Consider the following 24,794-nt stretch of genomic DNA (forward strand, 5'->3'; position numbering starts at 1 on the left):
TCAACCTTTGCGAGCCGTTAGCCAAGGCAGGGGATTCACCGCCTGTCCGTCCTGACGCACTTCGACATAAAGGGCCGGATCCTCAGACGATCCCATAAGCCCGACCGGTTCGCCAGCCTTTAAACGCTGACCCACCGAGACGTCGATGCGCCCCATTCCCGACAGAAGCGTATGATATCCCCCACGATGTTCGATGATCAAGAGAAGGCCATAACCCCGGAAAGGGCCAGAAAACGCAACAGTCCCCGAAACCGGGGCAACAACCTGCGCTGAAGAACGGGTCCGGATCACCACACCCTTGGACGTTCCGCCTTCAACCGCATCACCATATCGGGTCGTCACGGCCCCACGGGCAGGCAGGCCAGCCCCTGACACCTCTTCGGCCCGTTCCGCCGGAACCGGCTTGTCTGGGGCCTTGGGTTTCCCCAGTGCCGCCAGACGTTTCGCTTCCGCTTCTTTCGCCTGACGCTCCGCCTCCAGACGGTTCCGTTCCTCTTCCTCGCGCTGTTTGCGCTCCACTTCCAGACGGACCATCAGGTCACGCAGGGAACTGGCGTCTTTGGCCAGAGCCTGTGCCCGCTCCGCTGCCGCCTGTCGCTCCTTATCCGTCGATTTAACCAACGCGGCCTTGCGTTCAAACAGCTTACTCAGTTTATCATTCTGCCGGTCAAGGCGGGTTGATGTCTCGCCGATTTCTTTCCGGCGGCTGGTGATCTCCTGCCGGACCTGCGCCAGCTTCTGCAGTTCCTGCCGCAAGGTGGCAGCACGGTCCTGCAGGGCCGGGATCGCCGATCGCAGCAGAATGGCGCTGCGAAGCGCATCATCAGGATCCCCCGGCTGCACCAGAACCGTTTCTGGCGGACGGATCGCCAGACGCTCCAGCCCGGTCAGCACCTGCAGCATGCTCTGATCCTGCGCGCTCAACTGATCCTTCAGATTTTTTTCGCGGCGACGGAGATCGGCAACTTTTGTTTCGAGTTCGGAAAGCTGCTCTTCATAGTCCTGCGAAGACCGGGCAGCCTTGACGATATCATCGCGCAGGCTGTCCAGTTCCTTCTGCAGGGCTTCTGATTTTTCCTGAAGTTGCCGCTCTTTCTCGCGGCTTTCCTCCAGCTGCTTTTCGACCTTTTTCAGTTCTGCATCCGGGGCTTTCGGGGCCTGAGCCAACGCGGTCACCGGTGCGGACACAATCATTCCGGCAATCAACCCGGCAATCAGGTGCGGCGCTGTCGCAGGGCCCGGGCACAGAAGAGCATACCGGACAAGAGTGCGGACCACTCCGTTCCGGGTTTCATGCCCGACCTGCCCCGCCTGCAGTATCCCCCCGCGCCGGAGTCGTTGCACTGCCGGTCTTACTCCGCTGCCTGCTGCAGGACTGAGACACCGCCCAGCAAAGATGCACCGGTCATTTCCGACGGCTGCGGAACCCCCATCAGAGCCAGCATGGTCGGAGCCAGATCGGCAAGGCGGCCATCGCCCAGCGTCGTCACTGTCTGCGGACCATTCACCAGCACCGCATGGACCTTACCAACCGTGTGCTGGGTGTAGGGCTCGCCGGTTTCCGGATCTTTCATCAGCTCGGCGTTGCCGTGGTCAGCCGTCACCAGCATGACGCCGCCAACGTCCTTCAGCGCCACCTCCAGACGGGTGAGGCAGGCATCAATGGTTTCCGCCGCCGTGATCGCCGCAGCCATGATACCGGTGTGGCCGACCATATCGCCGTTGGCATAATTGACAACAATCAGATCAAAGGCCTGATCCCGGATCGCCTTCTCCAGATGATCGGTCACCTCCTTGGCCGACATCTCCGGCTGGAGGTCATAGGTCGCAACCTTGGGGCTGGGGACCAGAATCCGTTCCTCCCCCGGATAGACCGTCTCTTCCCCGCCATTGAGGAAGAAGGTGACATGCGCATACTTTTCCGTTTCGGCAATCCGCAGCTGGGTCAAACCCGCTTTGGAAACCACTTCGCCCAGAATCCCGCTCAGGGTCTCCGGCGCGAACAGGGTATCCAGCCAGCGGGTATGGGCCTTGGAATATTCGACCATGCCCAGCGCTTTGGCAAAGGGGACCACCTTCGAACGGGCAAAGCCGTCAAAGTCGGCATCCAGCAGCGCCTGAGTGATTTCCCGGGCCCGGTCGGCCCGGAAGTTCGCCATCAGCAGACCGTCGCCGGTCTTCATCCCCTCAAAACCACCGATCACGGTCGGCAGCACAAACTCATCGGTCTTTTCGGCAGCATAAGACGCGTCCATGGCAGCAATGGCGTTCGGGGCCTCCTGCCCCTTGCCCGACACCATGGCGTCATAGGCAAGCTGGACACGGTCCCACCGCTTGTCGCGGTCCATCGCGTAATAACGCCCGGAAACCGTTGCCAGTTTCAGCTTCGGCAGATCCCGGGTCGCTTTCAGAAACTCTTCCAGATAGCCTTTGCCCGACTTCGGGGCGGTATCGCGGCCATCCATGAACGCATGCACGCAGACCGGAATGCCATGGACATTCAATGCCGCAGCCAGTGCCGCCATCTGGTCCTGATGGCTGTGCACCCCGCCGGGACTAAGCAGCCCCATCAGATGCACCGCCCCACCACTAGCCTTCATCGCTGCCACGAAAGACTGGAAGGTCGGGATCTGTTCAAGCCCCCCTTCCGCCAGACAGGCATCAATGCGGGGCAGATCCTGCATAACCACCCGGCCAGCCCCGATATTCATGTGGCCGACCTCGGAATTCCCCATCTGGCCGCCCGGCAGGCCGACATCCAGACCGGAGGTCTCAATCAGGCTGTTGGGATACTGCCGCAGCAGCCGGTCCCACGTCGGGGTATTTGCCTGGGCAATCGCATTATCTTCGGTCTCGGGGCGATACCCCCAGCCATCAAGAATGCACAGAACGGCGGGCTTCGGGCGGTTGGACACAGCGGTCATGACAGCGGACAAGGCTCCGGAACGGCACAGAGAAAAAGTATGATCCCGTGACTATAAGGATTCCCCGCCAAAAAGCGAAGGCGGCAAACACCAGAAATTATGCTGCCACCCCGGCATTCCCGCAGCACTGTCACTTCCGCCCAATCGCCTTGTCCGGATCAAACAAAGTCCAGCGGCCCTTTCCGGCCATCTTGGCGGTATACATGGCATCATCAGCATGGGACAGAAGTTCATCGGCGGTGTCGCCGTGTTCCGGGTACAGAGCAACACCGATACTGACGCCGACCTGCAGGAAATGATCCATCCAGGGAATGGGTTCCTGCATCACGGTCAGCAGTTTTTCGGCAACATGCGCTGCCGTAGCGACAGCCTGCACATCGGGGAGCAACACCACAAACTCATCCCCGCCGATCCGGGCCGGGGTATCCGATTCCCGCAACGTCTGCCGCAGCCGCTGACCGCTGACAGCCAGCACTTCATCCCCTGCATCATGACCGAAACGGTCGTTGACCGCTTTGAAACCGTCAAAATCGAGGAACAGAAGCGCAAGCTGGCCGGAGGTCCGGCGGGCCTGACGGATTGCAGTCATCAGCCGGTCTGATAGCAGAGAGCGGTTTGCCAGCCCGGTCAGCTGATCATACAGGGCCAGATACCGGATCCGGTCAACCGTCCGCCGCCGCTCAATGCTGATTGCAACGATGTCACAGATCCGGCGTTGCAGATCCAGTTCGCTGTCGGTCGGTGCCCGCTCGATCGTGAAATAAATCCCGATCGTCCCCAGAACACCACCGCTGGAGGCCAGAATCGGCTGGGACCAGCAGGCACGGAATCCAAACCGTTCCGCCAGCGGACGGTAATCCGCCCAGCAGGGATCGCGGATCAGATCGGTACTGATAACGGCCTCCCCGGTATACGCCGCCCGGCCACAGGAGCCGACGGACGGGCCAATATCGATCGCCCCCAGCACCGAGGAATAGTCCGGCGCCAACCCCGGTGCCGCAACGGTGCTCAACTGTTTCTGTTCTGACAGCACCATCAGGCTGCTGCGGGCCCCGGGAATCTGGGAGTCCAGAAGGCGGCAGGCGCGGGCCGCCACCACCGGAAGATCCTCATCCCGACTGATCAGCTCCATCAGTTCGCGCTCGCCACGCAGCAGCGCTTCCGCCCGGCGGCGCTCCGTAATGTCAGTCCCGGCGCAGACCACATGACTGACGGTTCCGCCCCCGGTCTGAAGCAAGGGCGACATGGCCCAGCGGATCAGCCGCTGCTCACCGTTGGCAGCGGTCAGGGTTGATTCGAGTGTCCGCCCCGATCCTTCCGTTAAAACCGCATGAACTGCGGTCTCCACATCAACGCTGGCCCCAAAGTCCGCCAGTGCGGCACCCGTCATGTCGGCTTCGGCATAACCGGTTATCTGCTCACAGGCGCGGTTAAAGGTGACAACCCGCATTCTACGGTCAACCACCACCACCAGCGCGGCGACAGTCCGCAAAACTGTCGAAACGAAAGACTGCTCACGGTTCAGACGGGCGTTCGTCGCCTGCACGTCACTTAAAGCACGCTCCAGCATCGTTTCGGCCATCCGGCGGGCCGTCACATCCCGAAGGAATAACGCAAAATGGGAAACGCGGCCTGTGGTGTCGAAAACCGGCGAGACCGACAGCTCAAGCCAGTATTCCTCACCGCCAGCACGGCGGGCCAGAAGATCACAGGCAGCATCCCGCTTGGCTGACAGGGCCTGACGGATCCGGTCCAGCTCCGGCCCGTCTTCACAGTGTGACAGGAGGCGGTCGATCCCGCTCCCCAGAACCATATCATCCGTCAGCCCCGTGACAGAGGCGAAGGCCGGATTGGCATACTGGATTTCAAAATCAGGGCTGCTCGCATTGACAATCAGGATGCCCTGACCGGATGCCACCAATGCCCCGTTCCGCAGCCGGAGCTCGCCTTCCCGCTCCCACATTTTCCGTTCACGCCGGACAACGGCACTGACGTCGGAGATCTGGATCACGCAGCCGATATCCCCGACAGCCACCGGGCGGATCTGCACACTGATATCCAACAGCACACCGGGCTCATCCAGCGGGCGATGCAGCGGGATTGGGTGGTGGTGCAGCTTATTGGACAACAGACGGGACACCCCCAGCGACAGAGCATCATTGATGCCGTCAAGCAGGCCGGGGGCCAACACATCCTCACCGAAAACCTGTTCCAGACGGCGCCCCGTGGCATGTGCCACATCAATACCGGCCATCCGGGTCATCCACGGATTCCAGTACAGAACCCGCCGCTCCCGGTCGAGCAGGATCACGCCCGATCCCATCGCATCGAGTACGGGGTACCCGATACTGTGCGCCCCCGGAACGGACAGATCTTCCCCACGGCTGCGGAGTCCGGTCTGTTCACTTAAAGACTGCATGGCTTCTTCGCTCGCCTTTTCCTGCCCCGCCGCATGTCTCACCCGGACAGGTTCTCCAGATAGCGGTCAATCAACGACAGGAAAATCTGTGCCGCATTCATATCAATCAGAAACGCCAGATAGCCACGCAGATTTCTCGACCGCAGCGTGAAGTCGATCTGCACCAGCATCACCAGCGTGTCTTCCTGATCTGCCCCAGCCGGAACCGGCGGGACCGGGGTAATCCGGTGAAAGGCCTCAAACATCTCCGGCCAGAGCCCGCGGTAGGTCTCCGGTAAGGACGCCCTGACCTCAGCCTGCAGAGTGTTCCCAATCGTGGCCAGACAATGGTTGAGAATGATATTTCCCAGCTCCGCCAGCGTCTCCTGCTCCAGCTCGGAGATATCTTCCGCAGGCAGATCATCGCCGACCACCAGCCGCACCAGCTCCATACTGCGCGGACCGGGGAAAATCAGGGCGGCCGTACCGGTGGCGAAACCGCTGAAAGTCTGCATCACCCCGGCCATCTGGCCACTGTCGGTCGCCTGAAGATGGGTCTGCGCCTGTTCCTGTGAACAGAACAGAACGTCGGGAACAGACAGCAGCACCTCATCCCCGACCAGACGGGAGAAAGCATCCGCAGCCCGCCCGACACCCAGATTCATCAGCTCAGTGACCACATCCTGCTGATCTGGCGTCAAGGTGACCGTCATTGTCCCGCCCCCGTCACAAACTGCTGCAACTGAGCCACCGAGGCCGGCTTGGCAATAAAAGCCATCCCGAGATCCGTGGCCCGGCGAGACACCGCATCCTGAATATTGGCCGTCACCAGTGCCATCCGTAAGGCGGGAAGGCTATCTTTCAGAACCCGCGCCAGCTCTAACCCATCATGACCGGGCATATTGAAGTCAATCAGGGCCAATGCAGGCGTATGCGTCTCAATCTGGGTCAGAGCCTCATCGTAGGATCCGGCCTCGACAATCGAGGCATCCGGTTCAATCTCCAGCAACTGACGGCGCAGCGACATGCGGGCAACCCGGCTGTCATCGACAATCAGAACGCAAAGACCCATTCCAGCAACTCCCCTCGGCAGAAAGACAGGGGCTTACAGCCCTGTCCCCGGTGCAGCTCTCTGTCTGTATTAGCATGGGGATCCTGCGGGGATGCAATCGTTCAAAAGACCCAATATCCACAAATTTTATAATTTCAACATCCGCCCTCTGACCGCACTGTCCCCTCCCGCCCCGCTTAACGCTTTCTTTCCCCGGTCAGGAGCGGCATCCTGCGGCGATCAGGCCGGGCTGTGTCCCGCCCCGCTCTTTTCTGTATGATAACGAGGCTGACCGTGTCCCACTCCTGGCGCGATGCCCTGACCGTTTACCGCGACCGCCGGGTCCTGATCATCCTGATGCTGGGCTTTGCCTCCGGCCTGCCGCTGCTGCTGGTCTACGGCACCTTGTCGACCCGGCTGGCGGAAAGCAACGCCAGCCTCACCACCATCGGCCTGTTTTCATGGGCAACCACGGCCTATGCCATCAAATGGATGTGGTCCCCCCTGACCGACCGCCTGCCTCTGCCGGGGCTGACCCGCTGGCTTGGCCAGCGGCGCGGCTGGCTGCTGGCCAGTCAGGCAGTCACGGCCCTGACCATGATCGGTCTGGGGGCCAGCAACCCGGAAACAGCCCTGTGGCAGACCGCCCTGTGGGCCGTGGCTCTCGCCTTCGCCTCAGCCACACAGGATATCGTTATTGATGCCTACCGGGTGGAGAGTCTTGAACACTGGCAACTGGGAGCCGGGGCCGGAGCCGTCGTGCTTGGCTACCGGATCGGCATGATCGCCGCCGGGGGCGGAGCCCTGATTCTGGCCGATCAGTTCGGATGGTTTACGGCTTATGCCGTGATGGCGGCCCTGATTGCCCTGACAATGATCATCACCTTGCTGATGCCAGAGCCGGAACGGCCTGCGATGCCGGAAATCCACACCCCGGCACGTGATGGGGCAACACGGCTGGGCCATTGGTTCCGGTCCGCCGTGATTCTGCCGATGCAGGATTTCACCCAACGGCAGCACTGGGTGATGATCCTGCTGTTCATCGCCCTCTATAAATATGGTGATGCCCTGTTGGGCGTGATGGCCAATCCGTTCTACCTGTCGATCGGGTTCACTAAAACCGATATCGGATTGGTCTCGAAGTCCTATGGGGTGGTGATGACCATTGTCGGCGGGCTTCTGGGCGGGGTGGTGGTGGCCCGGCTTGGGATCATGCGCTCGCTGCTGCTGTGCGGTGTGTTGCAGGCCGCATCCAATCTGGTGTTCGCCATACAGGCAATGGTGGGCCCCAGTCTGCCCATGCTGATGGTGACCATCAGTGTTGAAAACCTGACCGGCGGCATGGGGACTGCCGCCTTTGTGGCCTACCTGTCCAGCCTGTGTAACATTGCCTATACGGCGACACAGTACGCGCTGGTCAGCAGCTTTATGTCGTTTGCGCGCACCTACTTTGCCTCAATCGGCGGCTGGCTGGCCGATCAGGTGGACTGGATCAGCTATTTCCTGATTTCCACCTCTGCCGCCGTGCCCGGACTCCTGCTGCTGCTGTGGATGATGAAAACATTCCCCCGCCAGACAGAAGACGTGCGCGTCTCCGCCCTCGCTGAGGACGGAGACTGAAAACACTCTGACGGTCAGGACAGCCCCATCAGACTACGGGCAAAGTCATCGGCAGCAAACGGCTGAAGATCTTCAGCCGTTTCGCCAACCCCGATGAAATGCACCGGCAGACCAAACCGCTCCGCCAGCGCAACGACAACACCACCCTTGGCGGTTCCGTCCAGCTTGGTCATCACCAGACCGGTGACATCGACCATTTCCTTAAACACATCCACCTGCTGATGGGCGTTTTGTCCCACAGTCGCATCCAGCACCAACAGCGTGGTGTGGGGGGCGGTGGGATCCAGCTTCTGGATGACCCGGCGGATTTTCCGCAGCTCTTCCATCAGCACTCCCTTGTTGTGCAGACGGCCGGCGGTATCAATCATCAGCACATCATCCTGCCGGGCGATCGATTCCTGAAGGGCATCGTACGCCAGACCGGCAGCATCAGCGCCGGTATCCCGGGCAATGACCGGGCAACCGGTCCGTTCACCCCAGACCTTCAGCTGCTCCACTGCAGCGGCCCGGAACGTGTCCCCCGCGGCCAGAGTCACCGACAGGCCCTGCTCGCGGAACTGGCGGGCCATTTTGCCAATGGTGGTGGTTTTGCCTGCCCCGTTGACACCAACGACCAGAATCACATGCGGCTTGCGCGTCGCGTCCAGGACCAGCGGCTGCGCCACAGGTGCCAGCAGACGGGCGGCTTCCTCGGCAAGGGCAGTCCGGACTTCCTCGGCTGTCACATCTTTGCCAAACCGCGACTTCGCAAGCCCCTGCGTCAGCTTAGAGGCCGTGCTCACCCCGAGATCAGCTGTGATCAACAGCTCTTCCAACTGCTCCAGCGCCTCATCATCCAGCTTCCGCTTGGTGAAAAGGTCAGAAATACCGGTGGTCAGGCGGGATGACGACCGCGACAGACCGTCCCGCAGTCGCTGGAACCAGCTTTTCTTTTCTGTCGGCTTTTCAGGGGCAGAGGACACCGCCTCTTCCGGGATCTCCTCACCGGACAACGGCTCATCAGGGACGGGGGCCACGACCGGCTCAACCGTGTCCACAGGCTCAGCATCTCTGACCGGATCCTCAGGCGCTGCCACAGGAGCTTCCGCCGGAGCGGCCCCACCCCCGAACAGACGGCGCAACCAGCCTTTTTTCTGCTCCGGGGCCGGAGCCCCGTCACCGGAACCGGGGGAAGAAACGGGATCACTCATCAGCACACAGTCCCCAAAAGCTCAGTCTCTGTTGCACCCGTCAGGCGCACGCTGCGCAGCGTACCTTCCTGCACCGGCACGTCAACCCGTACGGTGGCGTAATCAGGGGCATGCCCTGCCGTTGTAGTTTCAAACAGAACCGTAACGGTCTGCCCGACCTGTGACCGCAGGTGCGCCTGGAGTTGACGGGCACCGGCGGCCCGCAGCTCCGCCGCCCGCGCCTTGGCAATCTCTGCCGGAACCGGCGGAATCTTCGCCGCCGGCGTCCCCGGACGCGGGGAATAGGGGAAGACGTGGAGGTATGTCAGCCCGGCCTCTTCAACCAACCGCAACGTATTGGCGTGCATTTCATCCGTTTCCGTCGGGAAACCGGCGATCAGATCGGCGCCGAAGACCACATCCGGACGACGCTGCCGCAGATCCTGACAGAGATCCACGACATGGTGGCGCAGATGGCGCCGCTTCATCCGCTTGAGAATCATATCATCCCCCGCCTGTACCGACAGATGTACATGCGGCATCAGACGGGGCTCACGGCCAAACAGGTCGAGAAGGTCGGCATCAATTTCAACCGGATCCAGCGAGGTCAGCCGCAGACGCGGCAGATCCGGGACCAATTGCAGCAGACGGCGCACCATCTGCCCTAGCGGCGGCTGCCCCGGCAGATCGTGCCCATAAGAGGTGATATCGACCCCGGTCAGGACTACTTCCTGATAGCCATTCTCCACCAGAGTCCGGACCTGTTCCACCACCGGCCCCAGCGCCACCGAACGGCTTGGACCACGGGCAAACGGAATAATACAGAAAGTACAGCGGTGGTCGCAGCCCTGCTGCACCTGAATGAAGGCCCGGTCCCGCCCCTCAAAACCACTCAGCAGGTGTTCGGCGGTTTCCCGCACGGTCATGATATCCTGCACCAGCACCGGCTGATTGCTGCCGACCCGCCAGCTGTCAGCCTGCAGCTTTTCAGCATTGCCGATCACCCGGTCAACTTCCGTCATGGCTGCGAAACGGTCAGGATCCAGCTGCACGGCACAGCCGGTGACAATAATTTTTGCCTGCGGGTTATCCCGCCGGGCTTTCCGGATCGCCTGCCGGGCCTGCCGCTCTGCCTCTTTGGTAACAGCGCAGGTATTGATGATGATGGCATTATCGAGCCCGGCAGCGCGGGCATGATCGCGCATCACCTCAGACTCATAGGTATTCATCCGGCACCCGAATGTCAGGAGCCGGGCCTCCCCCGCGCGGGTCTCGAGCACCGGATCAAGGACCGGCTGCTCGCCTTCGGCTTCCGTCCTGATTTCCGGAACGTCGGGGGTGAGAGAAGAAGAAGGAGTTGGCCGGGATTGCGTCATGCCAGCAGGGATCCATCGAAGATACCGGTGAAACTGGTGGCGGTCGGACCACTCATCAGCACATGCCCGTCGCTGTCGCGCCATTCAATCGTGAGGACGCCACCATCCAGAACCACTTCAGCCCGGCGGTCTGACAGTCCCCGGCGTACGGCGGCAACCAAGGTGGCACAGGCCCCGGACCCACAGGCCTGAGTAATCCCCGCGCCACGCTCCCACACCCGCATCCGCAGACGGTCACGCGCCTCGACCTGAACAATTTCAATATTGCAACGCTTGGGAAACAGGGTGTGGGTCTCCAGAACCGGGCCCACTTCCGTCAACGGAACCGCCGCCACATCCGGCACGAAGAATACCGCATGCGGATTCCCCATCGAGACGCCGACCGGGTCCTGCAGATCCCCCGCTCCAATCCCCAGATGCAGGGTATCCCGGGCCTCAGACAACGGCAGATCCTGCCAGTCCAGACGGGCCGGCCCCATGTCGACCGTGACGGTCCCATCCGCCGCGCGGCAGGCGGGCAGAAGACCGGAAACCGTTTCGACCACGGCCGTATCAGTCCCGGCCTCTGTCATAAGCAGGGAGGCGATACAGCGGGTCGCATTGCCGCAGGCCCCGGCAACCGATCCATCGGGATTGCGGATCCCCATGAAGGCCGTCGCACCGGGCTGGTGCGGCGGCTCGATCGTGATGAACTGATCGAAGCCGATCCCCCGGCGACGGTCGCCGATCCGACGCACCTGCTCCTCCGTGAAGACGACGCCGTTCTGGCGCACATCAACCACCACAAAGTCATTGCCTAACCCGTGCATTTTGCGGAATGAGACCGTCATGGCAACTCCAGCGGATCAGCCCTAAAGAGTATTTTTCGATCAAGTGAGACCCGCTTAATCGAGAGAAGGGCTCTTTATTGTAAAGTGTCAGAACATTTTCAGCAAAACAGGTGCCCACTTTTGCGGAACACGCTCCAGCCTGTCGCCGCACTGTCGTGGATGTCCCCGGGAAAGGCAAGAGCCCCCCACAGGGCCGAACGGACGGATCATGGCGGAATACAACACAAAACGCCCGCAGCCATCAGGCTTACGGGCGTTCTGGACTTTACGGAAGACCGGAAACCACGCAGCCAGATCAGGCGGCGCGCAGCAGTTTTTCCAGCTTGGCAGTGGCGGCGTCGGTTTCAATCTGCTCGACAGCCGCCAACTCACAGGACAGACGCTCCAGCGCCTGTTCATAGATCTGCCGTTCAGAATAAGACTGCTCCGGCTGGGTGCTGCTGCGGTACAGATCACGCACCACTTCGGCAATCGCCACCGGGTCACCGGAATTGATCTTTTGTTCGTATTCCTGGGCGCGGCGGCTCCACATGGCGCGGCGCACCTTAGCGCGGCCCTTCAGGGTAACCAGAGCCGATTCCATGATCTTTTTGGTCGACAGACGGCGCAGACCGGATGTCTTGGCCTTGGCCACCGGAACGCGCAGGGTCATCCGTTCCCGGTCAAAGGTAATCACGATCAGTTCCAGCTCGTGGCCACCGATCACCTGCTTTTCAATATCGACGATCTGACCGACCCCGTGGGCCGGATAGACAACATATTCGCCGGGACCAAAAGACAGAGTGGACATTTCTTTTCGCTTTCTCGTCGGTAAGTCGCACTACGGCAACAAGACCGGAACCGGTAAGGGGGTGAACCGGTGCCGGAAAAACTCTCTCTCCCCCCTGCCCGCAGAACAGAAAGGTGTGCTGTGTCATAGAGACCCTCCGCTCAACCATCGACCGTTATTCACGGGTCAGGAGCAGGCGTCTCTGAGGCGTTCTGTGAAGAAAAACGCTCGACCAAGAAGGCCGAGCGACGAGACAGTGTGTATCATAAAAATAGGATACCGTCAGGTAAAAAAACCGTAATGAGCCCATGCTAAAACAGCATAGGTCATAAACGTTCCAGTGATCAGGCTCGGGAAACACCGGCAGCAAAAAGCTACACCCAGATGCCGCTTAAAAAACGATCCGCTAAAACAAAACCTTAGAATAAGACCGCGATAAACCGCATCACCCCTGCGGCCGCACCAGCCTGACCCCGCACAGAAACCCCGGTTTAGATCACAGCAGTCAAAACCCATATTTTTTGCCGTGGCTGTGACGGGCATCACCGTTAAACAGATCAGATTTGACGTATATCGACTGCGGGGCAGGCCGTTTCCGGCAGCGACACCGCGCTGATTCGGCCTCGGGGGCTCCCGCCCTGTCATGGTGCACGTCATCCTGACAGGGCGGGGCAACCTGCAAACCACAACACCCAGCGATCCCCAAACACCGACAGCCGCCCCGGTCCCGGAGCGGCTGTCGGTGTTTTCACATTAACTCATCCCGATACCCGGGATGGGTCAGCCACCCGGCTTGGTGCTGACCAGATCACCCTTGCCCGGCTTGTTCTGCCAGTCATCAGCACCCGGCATCGGGGCTTTCTTGCGGGTGATGTTCGGCCACTGGGTCGAATAAGTGCGGTTAAATTCAGCCCACTTCGCCGCCAGCGCTTCGGAGTCGGGGAAGATCGCTTCCGCCGGGCATTCCGGTTCGCACACACCACAGTCGATACATTCATCCGGATTGATGACGAGGAAGTTTTCCCCTTCATAGAAGCAATCGACAGGGCACACTTCGACGCAGTCGGTGTACTTGCACTTAATGCAGTTTTCGGTAACGACGTAAGCCATCTGCGGTCAACTCTCCGCTGTGCGGTCCAAGAGGGCGGCGGAACTCCCTCCGCGCCGGTGATCAGGTGTTCCGACTGGTAGTCGCGCCGGTCGTCCGCGTCAAGCCCCCGTCCGGGAGGACCGGAGGGCTGCCCCTGTTTTCCGGAACAGGCGGGGGACCGGGCGGGTTATACCCCTGAGCATCAATCGCAATTTACAATTACTCAAGAGTAAATCACTGCGCAAAGTACATCGGAAACCGGGGCACTCTACCCCTGCCGTCCGCAAATGACCAGAACAGAAAGACCCCAGATCCATAGGGTTCAAGCCACTTCCAGCCCCGGACACCACGCTCTATTCCCGGCCCTCCTGAACCGAGATCAGCCGGTCAACACGGGCCAAATTTTTCTGGGTGACAAAAACATTCCGGTTCATCCCCAGAGCGGTATAGACCTCCAGCGCCCGCGCGAAACTATCCGAAGCCTCCCGCAGGACCGGCAAATCGCCGGAGCGCTTGCCCTGCGCAAAACGGCAGGCACCGATATTGTTCATCAATCCGGCCCAGCGACGCGGGGCTTTCTCTTTCGACCAGATCTCAGCGGCCCCTTCAAAAATCTTACAGGCACGACCGAGGATTTCCGGATTCCCGGAAAATTCGCCGAGATGGCTCATCACTGCCCCCATCCCCTGCTGCATTTCCGCCCATCGGTCAGGATACAGCGCCTTAGTCCAGACTTTGGACGCATCAAAATAGGACTGAACCGCCTCTTTCATCACCGTCGTCTTGCCGGATGAAGCGCCCAGACGGTGCAACGCCCGCGCCGCCTGAGCCCGCAGCAGCGCATACTCTTCAGGGAATGTTTCGAGAGTGAAAACATCGGCGGCCAGACGAAAATGGTGCGCTGCCTCTTCCAGAAGATCATTACTGCGGTCGTCAGCACCAAACTTAAGCTGAATGTCGCCAAACCGGATCCGGGCGGCAGCCACCTGTGCCGATGTCAGATGATCCTTTCCTTTCGCCAAAGCAGCGCGGATGATTTCCAGCGCCTGCCGCAACAGTTCGGGCTCATCCTGACGGAAACCAATCTCGGCAACCATTGCCGCGTAACAGAGACTCGCCGAAGCAGCCGCATGGGCCGGACCGCCCCCTGCCAGCGCCTGACACTGCCGGTCAGCGGCAGACATCAGCCCCCGCAGACGGTCAAGCCGGTGCTTCCGCGCCCCTTCGACCGTACAGGACAAAGCAGCGACGGCGCATGCGGCGATCAGGTCGGCCCGCTCGCCAAAAGGCCACGGGAGATCCAGAAAGTCACCGGGGAACAGAGTCGAAAAACCGGAATCAGCCTCGAGCACCGTCGGAACAAACCTTAAGCGGACCGTTGTGCCCTGCACCTGCCCGAAAATGACGGCATGAGCGGACCGGCTGAGTCCGCCCCGCCGGGCGAGGCGGGTTGCCTCAGCCAGCGTCGTCGGCAAGACCTCGGCGTCATCAACGACACCACATCCGCCCCCAACGCGACGGACGGACAGACCACGGACCGATTTCAACGCTTCGGCAACACTATCGGCAACCGCACCACTGTCATTGTCAAAATCAGTCACCATGACAGCAAATTCAACCGCTGCTGTCGCTGCCGCAACGTCCGCCGCCCCGCCTGCCTCTTCCTCCCCCCGAGAGGAAGGTTGCAAAAGACGGGTCAAAAAATCCCAGAATGCCATCGCCCCAACGCCAAAAGCTTCGCCTGCGCCTCACGCCCGTTCCATCGGTGCCGGGATACCGTCCCTCCCGGCGCACCTCAGCCCCCCGCCGCGGTCATGCTGCTGCGGCAAGTGTAACGAAATTTACAGGTGTGGGAAGTTTTTCCAGCCCCCGTCCATGCGCAAACAGGCTTATGGACACCACGGGCTCTTACGACCCCCGTCATAGGGATGGGCCAGCCCAGCCATAATAAGAACCTGAGACAGATCCTGCCCCTGCGGGGTCAACAGGCGCGCCACCACCCGACCGCCATATTTATCCGGCTCGATCTCTGTCAGCTGGACTGTCGCCCCCTCCGGCAGGGAGGTAATCGCCAGTGCCTTAGCCTGAATGGCCAGATCTTTCTCCTGCGGGCAAGTGCCTTTCAGCTCCGGCGTGTCGATCCCCTTCAGGCGAACAAGCGTCTCGACAGTCTGATTCAGCCAGATCCGGGCCGAAACCCTGACCGTGTCCCCGTCAACAACTTTCAGAATCACGGCATCAACCGGACCGGGTATCTCTTCCGCAGCCTGAACGGAACGGACCATCCCGGACAGCAGGGCGCCCAGAAACAGACTGCGGACAAGAGTCGGGGACAGGCGGCGGACGGAGATCATGAGAAACACTCATTGGGTGCAAAAATAAAAAATAAACCCTATGAGAGAATCTATCTGACCACCTGGAACAAGACAAGAACGATTATATCCGGGAATTGCCGCATAACGGGTTCGGGATCGAACCCAACACGCGGGACCTTTTCTCCACCAGCCCTCCCGAGTCGCCGCCCCTTTCTTCCACAGCCGAAAACGGGCGCTTCTTAAAAATCACTGCACCGCCCATTCCGCTCCCAATCTCCGAAACGGGTTGGCTCTGCCCCCTTAGGACCGCCAATTTCTTGAATTTCCTCTTCTTTTCTAAGATCACCATCCTGATATCCATCTTTTTTAATCAGGATATCAACAGGGTTTTCCAAAGCTTTTTCACCGGACTTTTCAGCAGAGTTATCCCCGCTTTTTTCCGGAGTCGTTCCATTCTTATTCATAAAGTTCTCCACAGCCTATTCACATACCAGAAACCAGCCGCTGACCGGGCGATGTCCCCGGCGCATTATTCGCGAATGGCCAGATCTCCCCTTGACGACACCGGGCCACTGTTTACCTATACTCAGAGGGACATCACGCAACAGTTTTTTGTCCCGGCCCGGCTGCCACAGACCCGGCAACAGCCGGTTTCCCCCAACCGGGCCTGATCTCTGAACAACGGAGGATTTCCCGATGCGGTTCGCGCGGACGGCCCTGCTGCTGGCGGCGATGACCGCCCTGTTTCTGACGGTTGGCTACCTGATCGGCGGAACCGGCGGGACCCTGATTGCCTTTGGCGCAGCGGTGGCGATGAACCTGTTCGCCTACTGGAACTCAGACCGGATGGTCCTGTCGATGTATGGGGCGCGGGAAATTGGCCCGCAGGATGCCCCCAACTTCTACGGTATCGTCGCCGAACTGGCCCGCCGGGCTAATATGCCGATGCCGAAGGTCTATATCATCGAGTCAGACCAGCCCAATGCTTTCGCCACAGGCCGGGACCCGCACCATGCGGCTGTTGCCGCCACCACCGGGCTTCTCAACCGTCTGAACGGGGAAGAAGTCGCCGGGGTTATGGCCCATGAACTGGCCCATGTACAAAACCGCGATACCCTGATCATGACCATCACCGCCACACTGGCGGGGGCGATTTCCATGCTCGGCAACTTCGCATTCCTGTTTTCCGCCACCCGCAGCAATGACGAAAACGGCAACAGCAACCCGCTGGGAATGGTCGGCAGCCTGATCATGATGATTGTTGCCCCCATGGCCGCCATGCTGGTGCAGATGGGTATCTCCCGCGGACGGGAATATGAGGCGGACCGCCTCGGGGCACAGATCTGCGGTAATCCGCTGGCTCTGGCCTCAGCTCTGGCGAAGCTGGAACAGGGGGCGCATGCCACGTACAACAGCGCGGCAGAGCGGAATCCGGCCACGGCCCACATGTTCATCATTAACCCGCTGCACGGCGGCACCCGGGACAACCTGTTTTCCACCCACCCCAACACCCGCAACCGCATTGCCGCGCTGGAAGCTCTGGCGGCCGAAATGGGAGTTGCCACTGGCCGCAGCGCCGGTTTTGCCCAGCCCCGCAGCCCATGGGGACAACAGCCCCCGTCCCCACCCCGTCGCGGCCCCTGGGGATAAGTTACCGACGGACCAACCCGCCGGTCATGGTATGATGATAGGAAATCTGGCGGTGGTCCTCTGGGGCCGGGGCCACCCGCCAGGCCCACTGCTCCGGCTCTGCCGCCCACGGCGGCAAGCTGACACCATGCAGCAGGTCATACCGCTCCTGCACAGCACCGGAGCGGTCATCTGTCCCGATCCGGGCCGTATCGCAGATCAGCCCGACCACACCGGGCAACGCCTGCAGGGCTGCCAGATGGGCCCCCACCAGCGCCCTCTCCCAGTGCCGGATCTGATCGGGCAACAACGCCCCGCCATGCCACGCCACCACGGCCGGGCGCAGGGATAACTGGCTCAGGCAATTGGCCGAGATCACCAGATCAGCGGTTGCCGCTTCCGGAAAAACTGCCTGCGGCTCCGGCAGATGCCCGCTCTCTGCCGCGTCCGCCAGCCCATCCAGCACACCTGTCAGATCACAGGCGCACAGCTCGACCCCCGGAAAACGGCGTACCGCACGCTGCACGGATGGCATGTGAAACAGATCGACCAACACAACCCGCCGGAAACGCTGAGCCAAAGCATCCAGCGGAATTTCCAGCAACAGGCCGGACCCCAGCACCACGGCACAGTCGCGCCCCGGTGTCTGCGCGGCCCACCCCTCGATCAGGCGTCGGCAGGTCTCATGATGTGGCTGCCAGACCCGGCGCAGGCGCCGGGCCCGGCTTTCCAGCGCAATCAGATCATAGAGAACACCCGCCTGCTTTAACGCCGGAGGACACCGGATCAGGGTATGCTTCACCCATTCGACCAGCATCAGCGCCGCCCGAACAGCTTTTCAATGTCTTTCAGCTTCAGCTCCACATACGTGGGGCGGCCATGGTTACATTGCCCGGAATGGGGCGTCGCCTCCATCTGCCGCAGCAGAGCATTCATTTCTGATGCGGACAGAACCCGCCCGGCCCGCACACTGCCATGACAGGCCATGGTACCGCAGACGTCGGCCAGACGATCCTGCAAGGCAAGGGCCTGATCGGTCTCCGCCAGATCATCGGCAAGATCACGGATCAGCCCCTGCACATCCGTATCTCCCAACAGGGCGGGAATTTCCCGCACCACCACCGCCCCATCTCCAAAGCCTTCCACCACCAGCCCCAGCGCCGCCAGATCCGGGGCCTTCGCCACCAGACGGTCTGCCGCAGCGGCCTCCAGCTCCACCACCTCAGGAATCAACAGCATCTGACGGCGGATTCCCCCCGAGGCCAACGCCTCCTTCATCCGTTCATAGACCAGCCGTTCATGGGCGGCATGCTGATCGACAATCACCAGGCCGTCTGTTGTCTGCGAAACGATATAGGTGTTGTGGACCTGCCCCCGGGCAACCCCTAACGGATAGCGGGCCGCGTCATCGGCAGGGTCTACCGGGGCCTCTACAGCCCGGGCAAAGGGGGCCGGTACATAAGCCCCCGGCCCGGCCCGGTCACTGAGCCCGTCAAACGCCGGGGTTCCTCCCCAGGCGGGAGCCTGCGCCTGAAATGCCGCATCCCGGGCAGCCGCAGAGGGCGGCGGCGGCGGGCGGTTCCAGAGGGATCCGGTAAACGGTAGTGCGGGGCGGGTGACAGAGGCCTCCCCCTGCGGCAGCAGGGCCCCAAGAGCCTGCGTCGCCACCGTGGTCGAAGCCCGGTGCCCGGCCTCAGTCAGCGCATGACGGATCGCCCCGACGATCAGACCCCGGACCAGCCCGGGATCGCGGAACCGCACCTCGGCCTTTGCCGGATGCACGTTAACATCCACGTCTGACGGCGGCAGATCAAGGTAAAGGGCCACCACCGCGTGCCGGTCATGGGCCAGAAAGTCCTGATAAGCCCCGCGCACCGCGCCGGTCAACAGCCGGTCTTTCACCGGGCGACCGTTGACGAACAGATACTGGTGCTGGGCATTGCCCCGGTTAAACGTCGGCAAACCGATATGGCCGGACAGGCGGAGCCCTTCGCGCTCAGCCTCCAGCAAAACGGCGTTGTCGGAAAACTCCCGGCCCAGCACATCGGCCAGACGCTTCAGCCGGGCATCGAACAGATCCCCCTGTGCCGCGTTCAACCGCAGGGTCGTGCGGGAATCGCCGGTCAGGGTAAAGCTGATATCCGGGTGGGCCATGGCCAGCCGCTGGATCACATCCTCGGCATGCTGATATTCGGTACGCGATGCTTTCAGGAACTTCAGACGGGCGGGGGTCGCGTAAAACAGATCCCGCACCTCGATCCGGGTCCCGAACGGATGCGCCGCCGGTTCCGGCACCCCTTTGGCCCCGCCTTCGACCAGCAGCGACCATGCACTGTCCTGCCCGGCCGACCGACTGGTCAGGGTCAGGCGCGCCACCGAGCCAATCGACGGCAGTGCCTCCCCCCGGAAACCGAGAAAGCCGATATTGAACAGGTCATCGTCCGGCAGCTTGGATGTGGCATGGCGTTCCACCGCCAGTTCCATCTCTGCCGGTGTCATACCCCGCCCGTCATCGGCAACAATGATTGCCGCCTTGCCCCCATCAACCATCGTGACATCAATCCGCCGCGCCCCGGCATCGACGGCATTCTCCACCAGTTCTTTTACGGCAGAGGCCGGGCGCTCGACCACCTCACCCGCAGCGATGCGGTTGATCAGGGTGGGGGGCAACAGGCGGATGGTCATCACAACGCTCTCAACGATCAGGGGCGGGCGGGACTGGCCCGCCCGTCACTCTACCTTATTGCCGCAGGCGTTTGTAAGCGCTGATCAGCCCGTTGGTGGAAGAGTCATGCGACGCAATAACCGTCTCGCACTCCAGTTCCGGCAGGATCTGCTTGGCAAGCTGCTTACCCAGCTCCACCCCCCACTGGTCAAAGCTGTTGATCCCCCAGATCACCCCCTGCACGAACACCCGGTGCTCATACAAAGCGATCAGGGCCCCCAGCATGAAAGGGGTCAGCTTCGGTAGCAGGATTGATGTGCTGGGACGATCCCCCGGGAACTGTTTATGGGGCAGGAGCTTTTCAATTTCGGCTTCAGAACGGCCCTCCGCAACCAGCTCCGCCCGTGCCTCCTCCGCCGTCTTGCCGCGCATCAGGGCTTCCGACTGGGCGAAGAAGTTGGACAACAGTTTGGTATGATGGTCACCGACCGGGTTGTGGCTGGTGGCAGCGGCAATAAAGTCGCAGGGGATCAGCCAGCTGCCCTGATGGATCAGCTGATAAAAGCTGTGCTGCCCGTTGGTGCCAGCCTGCCCGAACAGAATCGGACCGGTGGTATAATCAACCCGCTGGCCGTCAACCGTCACCCCTTTACCGTTCGATTCCATGTCCACCTGCTGCAGGTGGGCTGCAAAACGGTCAAGATACTGATCATACGGCAGAATGGCCTGCGCCGGAGCCCCAAGGTAAGTGGTATGCCACACCCCGACCATCCCCAGCAGCATCGGCAGGTTCTCGTTCAGCGGCGCCGTCCGGAAATGCTCGTCCATGGCATGGGCCCCGGACAGCAATTCTTCAAAACGCTCAAAACCGACCGCCAGCGCAATCGGCAGCCCGATGGCTGACCACAGAGAATAGCGCCCCCCGACCCAGTCCCAGAATTCAAACATATGGGCTGGATTAATCCCGAAAGCAGAGACCTCTTTTTCGTTGGTTGACAGCGCAACGAAGTGATTGGCCACCGCCGCCTCACCCAGATGATCGACCAGCCAGCGCCGGGCGGTATGGGCGTTGGTCAGGGTTTCCTGCGTGGTGAAGGTCTTCGACGCCACAATAAACAGGGTGGTATCCGGGCGGCACTGCTTCAGCGTTTCCACCATGTCAGTGGCATCAACGTTGGAAACAAAGCGCACGGTCAGGTCGTCACGGTGGTATGGGGTCAAGGCCTCCGTCACCATCCGCGGCCCGAGATCTGACCCACCGATACCGATATTGACCACAGTCTCGATCGGCTGGCCGGAAGCCCCACGCCAGATGCCTTCCCGCACAGCCTCGACAAACCGCTTCATCTTGCCGAGAACACGGTTAACGTCCGGCATCACATCATGACCGTCCAGAAGGACCGGGCGGTTGCTGCGGTTGCGCAGGGCAACATGCAGGACGGCCCGCCGTTCGCTACAGTTGATGCGGTCTGCGGCAAACATCCGGTCGCGGGCGGCCTCAACCTGCCGGTCACGCACCAGATCCGTCAGCAGGGCAAGAGTCTCGTCGGTCAGGCGGGTCTTGGAAAAATCCACCACCAGCCCGTCCAGATCGCCGCCCGGCTGGCGGGAGAACCGCCGGAACCGATCCGGATCCGTTTCAAACAGGTCACGCAGATGCAGGGAAGCGGTTTCCGCAGCATGGGCCCGCAGACGGGCATCGGCCGGGGAAGTGGTAAGCAGCGACATGCGGCACCTAACAAGGCAGCGGGAGACTGCAGAGCTATCCCCCTGAGGTATCATCCATAAGCGTAACCGTTCCTGCGGTAAGGTCAACGGGGCGTACGCACCGGGGGCCCGGTTACCCACAATCTTCACGCAGGAAAATCGGTCATGCGACAGCGCCCGCCCGGCTTAAAACCGGACGGGCGCTCTTTCCACGGGGGAAACCTATCCCTCAGTTCGGAACAGTCAGGGTCGCCGTCACCCCTTTCGGACGACCGACCACCACGGTCTTCAGCTGGTCTGCCTGCAACAGACGGCGGGCCGCCCGGCGGGCATCCTCCAGCGTCACCGCCGCCACCTTGGCATTCCGGGTTTGCAGATGATCGAGCGGATAACCATCAAGCTGCATCGACATCAGCATCGACGCCACCGCCCCGGTCGAGGTGAAGCGCAGCGGCCACGACCCGATCAGATACGATTTCGCAGCCTCCAGCTCCTCCGCCGTCGGGCCGCTTTCTGCCATTTTCTGCCATTCTGCGGCGATCACCGACAGACTTTCCCCGACCCGGGCCGCGTTGGTCGAGACCCCGCCGATGATCAGCGGCGCCCCCTCCAGATCCTGAAAATAGGCATAGACCCCATAGGCCAGTCCGCGCTTTTCCCGCACCTCGGTCATCAGGCGTGACGAAAAGCCACCTCCCCCAAGGATATAATTCACCACATAGGCCGGATAAAAATCAGGGTCCGCCCGCTCGAGCCCCGGCTGAGCAAAGGTGGCCACCGCCTGCGGAAGGTCGCGGTCAATCACAGCGATCCCCCCCTGTTGCGGGATCGCAACGGCAGGCAGCGGCGGAACATTGGCTGTCTTCGGCAGCTCCCCGAAGGTTTTATCCAGCATCTGCCCCAGTTCTGCCGGGGTGATATCACCGGAAACCCCGACCTTCAGGCCATCCAGCGCCAGACGGGTACGGACAAACCCCCGCAGATCCGCAGCAGTCAGGGCCGTGACCGATTTTGGCGTCCCCTGCGCCGGACGGGCATAGGGATGGCCGGGGAACATCAGCCGGTCAAGAGCCTCTCCGGCCAAGGCCTGCGGGTCCTCAGCCTCCTCGGCCAGCGACGCCAGAATCTGATGCCGGACCCGGTCCAGCGGCTCAGCATCAAACCGCGGCTTGGTCAGGGCCAGCCGCAGCAGCTCAAACGCCTGCATCCGGTGATCGGACACCGTCTTCAGAGTACCCGTCAGGCTGTTGGCAGATGCTGAAAACGACAGATGAATCGCCGTGTTTTCCAGCCGGGTCCGGAAGGCGAAACTGTCAAAGTCCCCCGCCCCTTCATCCAGCATCCCGCTGACCAACGTTGCCAGCCCCTCTTTTCCCGCCGGGTCATAGGCCGATCCACCGGCCTTAAAACCGATGCTGACCGACAGCACCGGGACGGAATGGTCTTCCACCAGCCAGGCCTCAATACCGCCGGGACTGATCACCCGTTGCGCCTCAACCGCCCGCGCAGGGGCCGACAGCACCGCCGCAACCACCAGAGCCGACACAAGGGCGGCCACCCGTACAGACACCGTCCCCACCGTCCGGGGCAAACTGATCGTCATCATTCTCACTCCGTTACGGCTTGGCGGTGGTCTTGGGCTTACCCTTGGCTGGCTTGGCCGGTGCCGCAGGCGGGGCAGGCGGTGTTTCCGGCAACAGCAAAGCGCTGACGCCCCCCTCCTCCCGCAGGACCAGACGGGCAGCCTCCATCACCTGCTCACGGGTGACGGTGTTGATCTGCTGCGGCCAGTACTCAATATCCTCCAGCGTCGATCCGACGGTCAGGGCCGCCCCGATTGCCTGTGACGCCCCCTGCAATGTATCGCGGGCGTACAGAACACCGGCACGCATGCGCTGACGGGCCTCAAGAACCTCCTGCTCCGTCACCCCATTCATCAGCAGCCGGGCAACCTCGGCTTTTACGGCATCCCGGACAGCTTCAGCCGAAATCCCCGGACGGGGTGTGGCGTAAATCGAGAATGTCCCGTCATCCACAGCCAGCGCGCTGTAACGGCTGCCCGCAGTAACGGCCAACTTATCCTTCACCACCAGAGACCGGTACAGACGACTGACCGGCCCACCCCCCAGAATTTCCGACAGGACCTGCAGGGCCAGAACCTGCTGGCGGTCCACCGCGGTATTGACGCCGGGGGCCCGGTGCGTCCAATTCCATTCCGGCTGCGCCACCCGGGGATGATGCATCTGCAAGGCAGTCTGCACCTGCGGGCCGGTGTCCTGCGGGCGGGTCCGGGCGATGTCCGGCCCACGCGGCACAGGGCCGAAATACTGTTCCGCCAGCGACCTGACCTGTTCAACCGTCACATCACCGGTCACCACCAGCGTCGCATTGTTGGGGGCATACCAGCGGCGGTAAAACTCCAGCGCATCGTCACGGGTCAGAGCTTTCAGTTCATTAGCCCAGCCGATCACCGGATTGCGGTAGGGATGCACCCCCCACAGTGCCGCATCAACCCGTTCCCCCAGCAGGGCGGACGGTTCGTTTTCCACCCGGCTCAACCGCTCCTCGACCACCACATCACGTTCAGTCAGTACGGTTGCATCGTCCAGACGCAAATTCCGCATCCGGTCCGCTTCCATCTTCATCAGCAACGGCAACTGATCGACGGCGATCGTCTGGTAATAGGCGGTATAGTCCGAAGAGGTGAAGGCATTATCCTGTCCGCCGTTGCGGGCAATGATGCGGGAAAACTCACCCGGAGGGATCTCTGCCGTCCCCTTGAACATCAGATGTTCCAGCAAATGGGCCAGACCGGACTTGCCCGGCGGCTCATCGGCAGCCCCTACCTTATACCACACCATCTGATTCACCACCGGCACCCGGTGGTTCTCAACCACCACAACCGTCAGCCCGTTCTCCAGCGTGAACGTTTTTGCATCAAACAATGGGTGACTGTCAGCCACCGCCACCGGAGAGGCCATGGGCGCCGCCGGAACCGCCGTCCCCGGCAACGCCAGCGCCGGGGATGACAGGGCCAGCAGACCCAGCACAATCGCCGAAGCCCCGGACAGACGCCGGGGCAGACGGTCACGCAGACGCAGTGTGTCACGCGATGTATCAGGCAAACGAACGGTCATCGGGGAAAGTCCGGTCTGACAGAGGGAATGGAGGCAGGGAACAGAGGCACAAAACAAGAGGCCGGAGAGAGACACTCCCCGGCCTACCGACATTGGTAAAAGACTGTGGCACCA

General features: G+C 61.5%; 20 protein-coding genes. 2 read left to right on the top strand and 18 right to left on the bottom strand.

What is annotated here, in order from left to right; genetic code table 11:
• The 5 genes from G365_RS22825 to G365_RS0108045 form a co-directional block, all read right to left on the bottom strand.
• On the bottom strand, positions 1 to 1,194 hold the full coding sequence (locus G365_RS22825) for a murein hydrolase activator EnvC family protein (protein WP_155976190.1): 1,194 nt from the start codon (positions 1,192 to 1,194) through the stop codon (positions 1 to 3).
• A gap of 158 nt (positions 1,195 to 1,352) precedes the next feature.
• Positions 1,353 to 2,924 carry a 2,3-bisphosphoglycerate-independent phosphoglycerate mutase gene (gene gpmI / locus G365_RS0108030; protein ID WP_019644997.1) on the bottom strand — a complete coding sequence of 524 codons (1,572 nt, stop codon included), beginning with the start codon at positions 2,922 to 2,924 and terminating at the stop codon, positions 1,353 to 1,355.
• 130 nt (positions 2,925 to 3,054) lie between these two features.
• Positions 3,055 to 5,343, bottom strand: coding sequence for a diguanylate cyclase domain-containing protein (locus G365_RS22830; protein ID WP_051089860.1), 2,289 nt, complete (start codon positions 5,341 to 5,343; stop codon positions 3,055 to 3,057).
• Between the two features lie 38 nt (positions 5,344 to 5,381).
• Positions 5,382 to 6,035: a chemotaxis protein CheC gene (locus G365_RS0108040; protein ID WP_019644999.1), complete on the bottom strand. Its 654-nt coding sequence runs from the start codon at positions 6,033 to 6,035 to the stop codon at positions 5,382 to 5,384.
• Positions 6,032 to 6,394: a response regulator transcription factor gene (locus G365_RS0108045; protein ID WP_019645000.1), complete on the bottom strand. Its 363-nt coding sequence runs from the start codon at positions 6,392 to 6,394 to the stop codon at positions 6,032 to 6,034. Before G365_RS0108045 ends, G365_RS0108040 begins: the two co-directional genes overlap by 4 nt.
• 273 nt (positions 6,395 to 6,667) lie before the next feature.
• Between G365_RS0108045 and G365_RS0108050 the strand changes: the two genes are divergently transcribed.
• On the top strand, positions 6,668 to 7,993 hold the full coding sequence (locus G365_RS0108050) for an AmpG family muropeptide MFS transporter (protein WP_019645001.1): 1,326 nt from the start codon (positions 6,668 to 6,670) through the stop codon (positions 7,991 to 7,993).
• Positions 7,994 to 8,007: 14 nt separating this feature from the next.
• Here G365_RS0108050 and ftsY read toward each other — a convergent pair whose 3' ends face one another.
• The 8 genes from ftsY to G365_RS23485 form a co-directional block, all read right to left on the bottom strand.
• Positions 8,008 to 9,183, bottom strand: a complete 1,176-nt coding sequence (gene ftsY, locus G365_RS0108055; RefSeq protein WP_019645002.1) for a signal recognition particle-docking protein FtsY — start codon at positions 9,181 to 9,183, stop codon at positions 8,008 to 8,010.
• On the bottom strand, positions 9,183 to 10,538 hold the full coding sequence (gene mtaB / locus G365_RS0108060; RefSeq protein WP_019645003.1) for a tRNA (N(6)-L-threonylcarbamoyladenosine(37)-C(2))-methylthiotransferase MtaB: 1,356 nt from the start codon (positions 10,536 to 10,538) through the stop codon (positions 9,183 to 9,185). The genes ftsY and mtaB overlap by 1 nt, the downstream gene beginning before the upstream one ends.
• Positions 10,535 to 11,368 carry a diaminopimelate epimerase gene (gene dapF, locus G365_RS0108065; protein ID WP_019645004.1) on the bottom strand — a complete coding sequence of 278 codons (834 nt, stop codon included), beginning with the start codon at positions 11,366 to 11,368 and terminating at the stop codon, positions 10,535 to 10,537. Before dapF ends, mtaB begins: the two co-directional genes overlap by 4 nt.
• Before the next feature lie 295 nt (positions 11,369 to 11,663).
• Entirely contained in the window at positions 11,664 to 12,158 is a 495-nt protein-coding gene (locus G365_RS0108070) for a CarD family transcriptional regulator (RefSeq protein WP_019645005.1), read from the bottom strand.
• Between the two features lie 759 nt (positions 12,159 to 12,917).
• Positions 12,918 to 13,247: a ferredoxin FdxA gene (gene fdxA, locus G365_RS0108075; RefSeq protein ID WP_019645006.1), complete on the bottom strand. Its 330-nt coding sequence runs from the start codon at positions 13,245 to 13,247 to the stop codon at positions 12,918 to 12,920.
• Between the two features lie 333 nt (positions 13,248 to 13,580).
• Positions 13,581 to 14,831, bottom strand: coding sequence for a hypothetical protein (locus G365_RS0108080; RefSeq protein ID WP_019645007.1), 1,251 nt, complete (start codon positions 14,829 to 14,831; stop codon positions 13,581 to 13,583).
• 285 nt (positions 14,832 to 15,116) lie between these two features.
• The gene (locus tag G365_RS0108085) at positions 15,117 to 15,581 is read right to left on the bottom strand and encodes a thermonuclease family protein (protein WP_019645008.1); all 465 of its coding nucleotides are present in this window, start codon (positions 15,579 to 15,581) and stop codon (positions 15,117 to 15,119) included.
• A 200-nt stretch (positions 15,582 to 15,781) separates the two neighbouring features.
• The gene (locus tag G365_RS23485; RefSeq protein ID WP_081628489.1) at positions 15,782 to 16,006 is read right to left on the bottom strand and encodes a DUF1674 domain-containing protein; all 225 of its coding nucleotides are present in this window, start codon (positions 16,004 to 16,006) and stop codon (positions 15,782 to 15,784) included.
• A 232-nt stretch (positions 16,007 to 16,238) separates the two neighbouring features.
• Here G365_RS23485 and htpX point away from each other — a divergent pair, with 232 nt between their 5' ends.
• The gene (gene htpX, locus G365_RS0108095) at positions 16,239 to 17,192 is read left to right on the top strand and encodes a zinc metalloprotease HtpX (protein ID WP_019645010.1); all 954 of its coding nucleotides are present in this window, start codon (positions 16,239 to 16,241) and stop codon (positions 17,190 to 17,192) included.
• A gap of 1 nt (position 17,193) precedes the next feature.
• On the opposite strand, the gene G365_RS20790 is transcribed toward htpX, so the two are convergent.
• The 5 genes from G365_RS20790 to G365_RS0108120 form a co-directional block, all read right to left on the bottom strand.
• Positions 17,194 to 17,988, bottom strand: coding sequence for a hypothetical protein (locus G365_RS20790; protein WP_019645011.1), 795 nt, complete (start codon positions 17,986 to 17,988; stop codon positions 17,194 to 17,196).
• A complete protein-coding gene (gene mutL, locus G365_RS0108105; RefSeq protein ID WP_019645012.1) occupies positions 17,988 to 19,856 on the bottom strand; it encodes a DNA mismatch repair endonuclease MutL in 1,869 nt (622 codons plus the stop codon). Before mutL ends, G365_RS20790 begins: the two co-directional genes overlap by 1 nt.
• A 55-nt stretch (positions 19,857 to 19,911) precedes the next feature.
• On the bottom strand, positions 19,912 to 21,564 hold the full coding sequence (gene pgi / locus G365_RS0108110; protein ID WP_019645013.1) for a glucose-6-phosphate isomerase: 1,653 nt from the start codon (positions 21,562 to 21,564) through the stop codon (positions 19,912 to 19,914).
• 208 nt (positions 21,565 to 21,772) lie between these two features.
• A complete protein-coding gene (locus G365_RS0108115; protein ID WP_019645014.1) occupies positions 21,773 to 23,149 on the bottom strand; it encodes a M16 family metallopeptidase in 1,377 nt (458 codons plus the stop codon).
• Between the two features lie 10 nt (positions 23,150 to 23,159).
• Positions 23,160 to 24,680 (bottom strand): M16 family metallopeptidase, encoded by a 1,521-nt coding sequence (locus G365_RS0108120; protein WP_019645015.1) that lies wholly within the window; start codon positions 24,678 to 24,680, stop codon positions 23,160 to 23,162.
• Positions 24,681 to 24,794: the final 114 nt, after the last annotated feature.

Source organism: Novispirillum itersonii subsp. itersonii ATCC 12639 (assembly GCF_000381985.1).
GTDB lineage: Bacteria > Pseudomonadota > Alphaproteobacteria > Rhodospirillales > Rhodospirillaceae > Novispirillum > Novispirillum itersonii.

What these genes read in the sequence shown, in the direction of transcription:
- gpmI (WP_019644997.1), bottom strand. Translation starts at nt 2,924, where the DNA reads ATGACCGCTGTGTCCAACCGCCCGAAGCCCGCCGTTCTGTGCATTCTT.
- G365_RS23485 (WP_081628489.1), bottom strand. Translation starts at nt 16,006, where the DNA reads ATGAATAAGAATGGAACGACTCCGGAAAAAAGCGGGGATAACTCTGCT.
- G365_RS20790 (WP_019645011.1), bottom strand. Translation starts at nt 17,988, where the DNA reads ATGCTGGTCGAATGGGTGAAGCATACCCTGATCCGGTGTCCTCCGGCG.
- G365_RS0108080 (WP_019645007.1), bottom strand. Translation starts at nt 14,831, where the DNA reads ATGGTGACTGATTTTGACAATGACAGTGGTGCGGTTGCCGATAGTGTT.
- G365_RS0108120 (WP_019645015.1), bottom strand. Translation starts at nt 24,680, where the DNA reads ATGACCGTTCGTTTGCCTGATACATCGCGTGACACACTGCGTCTGCGT.
- G365_RS0108085 (WP_019645008.1), bottom strand. Translation starts at nt 15,581, where the DNA reads ATGATCTCCGTCCGCCGCCTGTCCCCGACTCTTGTCCGCAGTCTGTTT.
- pgi (WP_019645013.1), bottom strand. Translation starts at nt 21,564, where the DNA reads ATGTCGCTGCTTACCACTTCCCCGGCCGATGCCCGTCTGCGGGCCCAT.
- mutL (WP_019645012.1), bottom strand. Translation starts at nt 19,856, where the DNA reads ATGACCATCCGCCTGTTGCCCCCCACCCTGATCAACCGCATCGCTGCG.
- ftsY (WP_019645002.1), bottom strand. Translation starts at nt 9,183, where the DNA reads ATGAGTGATCCCGTTTCTTCCCCCGGTTCCGGTGACGGGGCTCCGGCC.
- htpX (WP_019645010.1), top strand. Translation starts at nt 16,239, where the DNA reads ATGCGGTTCGCGCGGACGGCCCTGCTGCTGGCGGCGATGACCGCCCTG.
- mtaB (WP_019645003.1), bottom strand. Translation starts at nt 10,538, where the DNA reads ATGACGCAATCCCGGCCAACTCCTTCTTCTTCTCTCACCCCCGACGTT.
- G365_RS22830 (WP_051089860.1), bottom strand. Translation starts at nt 5,343, where the DNA reads ATGCAGTCTTTAAGTGAACAGACCGGACTCCGCAGCCGTGGGGAAGAT.
- fdxA (WP_019645006.1), bottom strand. Translation starts at nt 13,247, where the DNA reads ATGGCTTACGTCGTTACCGAAAACTGCATTAAGTGCAAGTACACCGAC.
- G365_RS0108040 (WP_019644999.1), bottom strand. Translation starts at nt 6,035, where the DNA reads ATGACGGTCACCTTGACGCCAGATCAGCAGGATGTGGTCACTGAGCTG.
- G365_RS0108070 (WP_019645005.1), bottom strand. Translation starts at nt 12,158, where the DNA reads ATGTCCACTCTGTCTTTTGGTCCCGGCGAATATGTTGTCTATCCGGCC.
- G365_RS0108045 (WP_019645000.1), bottom strand. Translation starts at nt 6,394, where the DNA reads ATGGGTCTTTGCGTTCTGATTGTCGATGACAGCCGGGTTGCCCGCATG.
- G365_RS0108115 (WP_019645014.1), bottom strand. Translation starts at nt 23,149, where the DNA reads ATGATGACGATCAGTTTGCCCCGGACGGTGGGGACGGTGTCTGTACGG.
- G365_RS22825 (WP_155976190.1), bottom strand. Translation starts at nt 1,194, where the DNA reads ATGATTGTGTCCGCACCGGTGACCGCGTTGGCTCAGGCCCCGAAAGCC.
- dapF (WP_019645004.1), bottom strand. Translation starts at nt 11,368, where the DNA reads ATGACGGTCTCATTCCGCAAAATGCACGGGTTAGGCAATGACTTTGTG.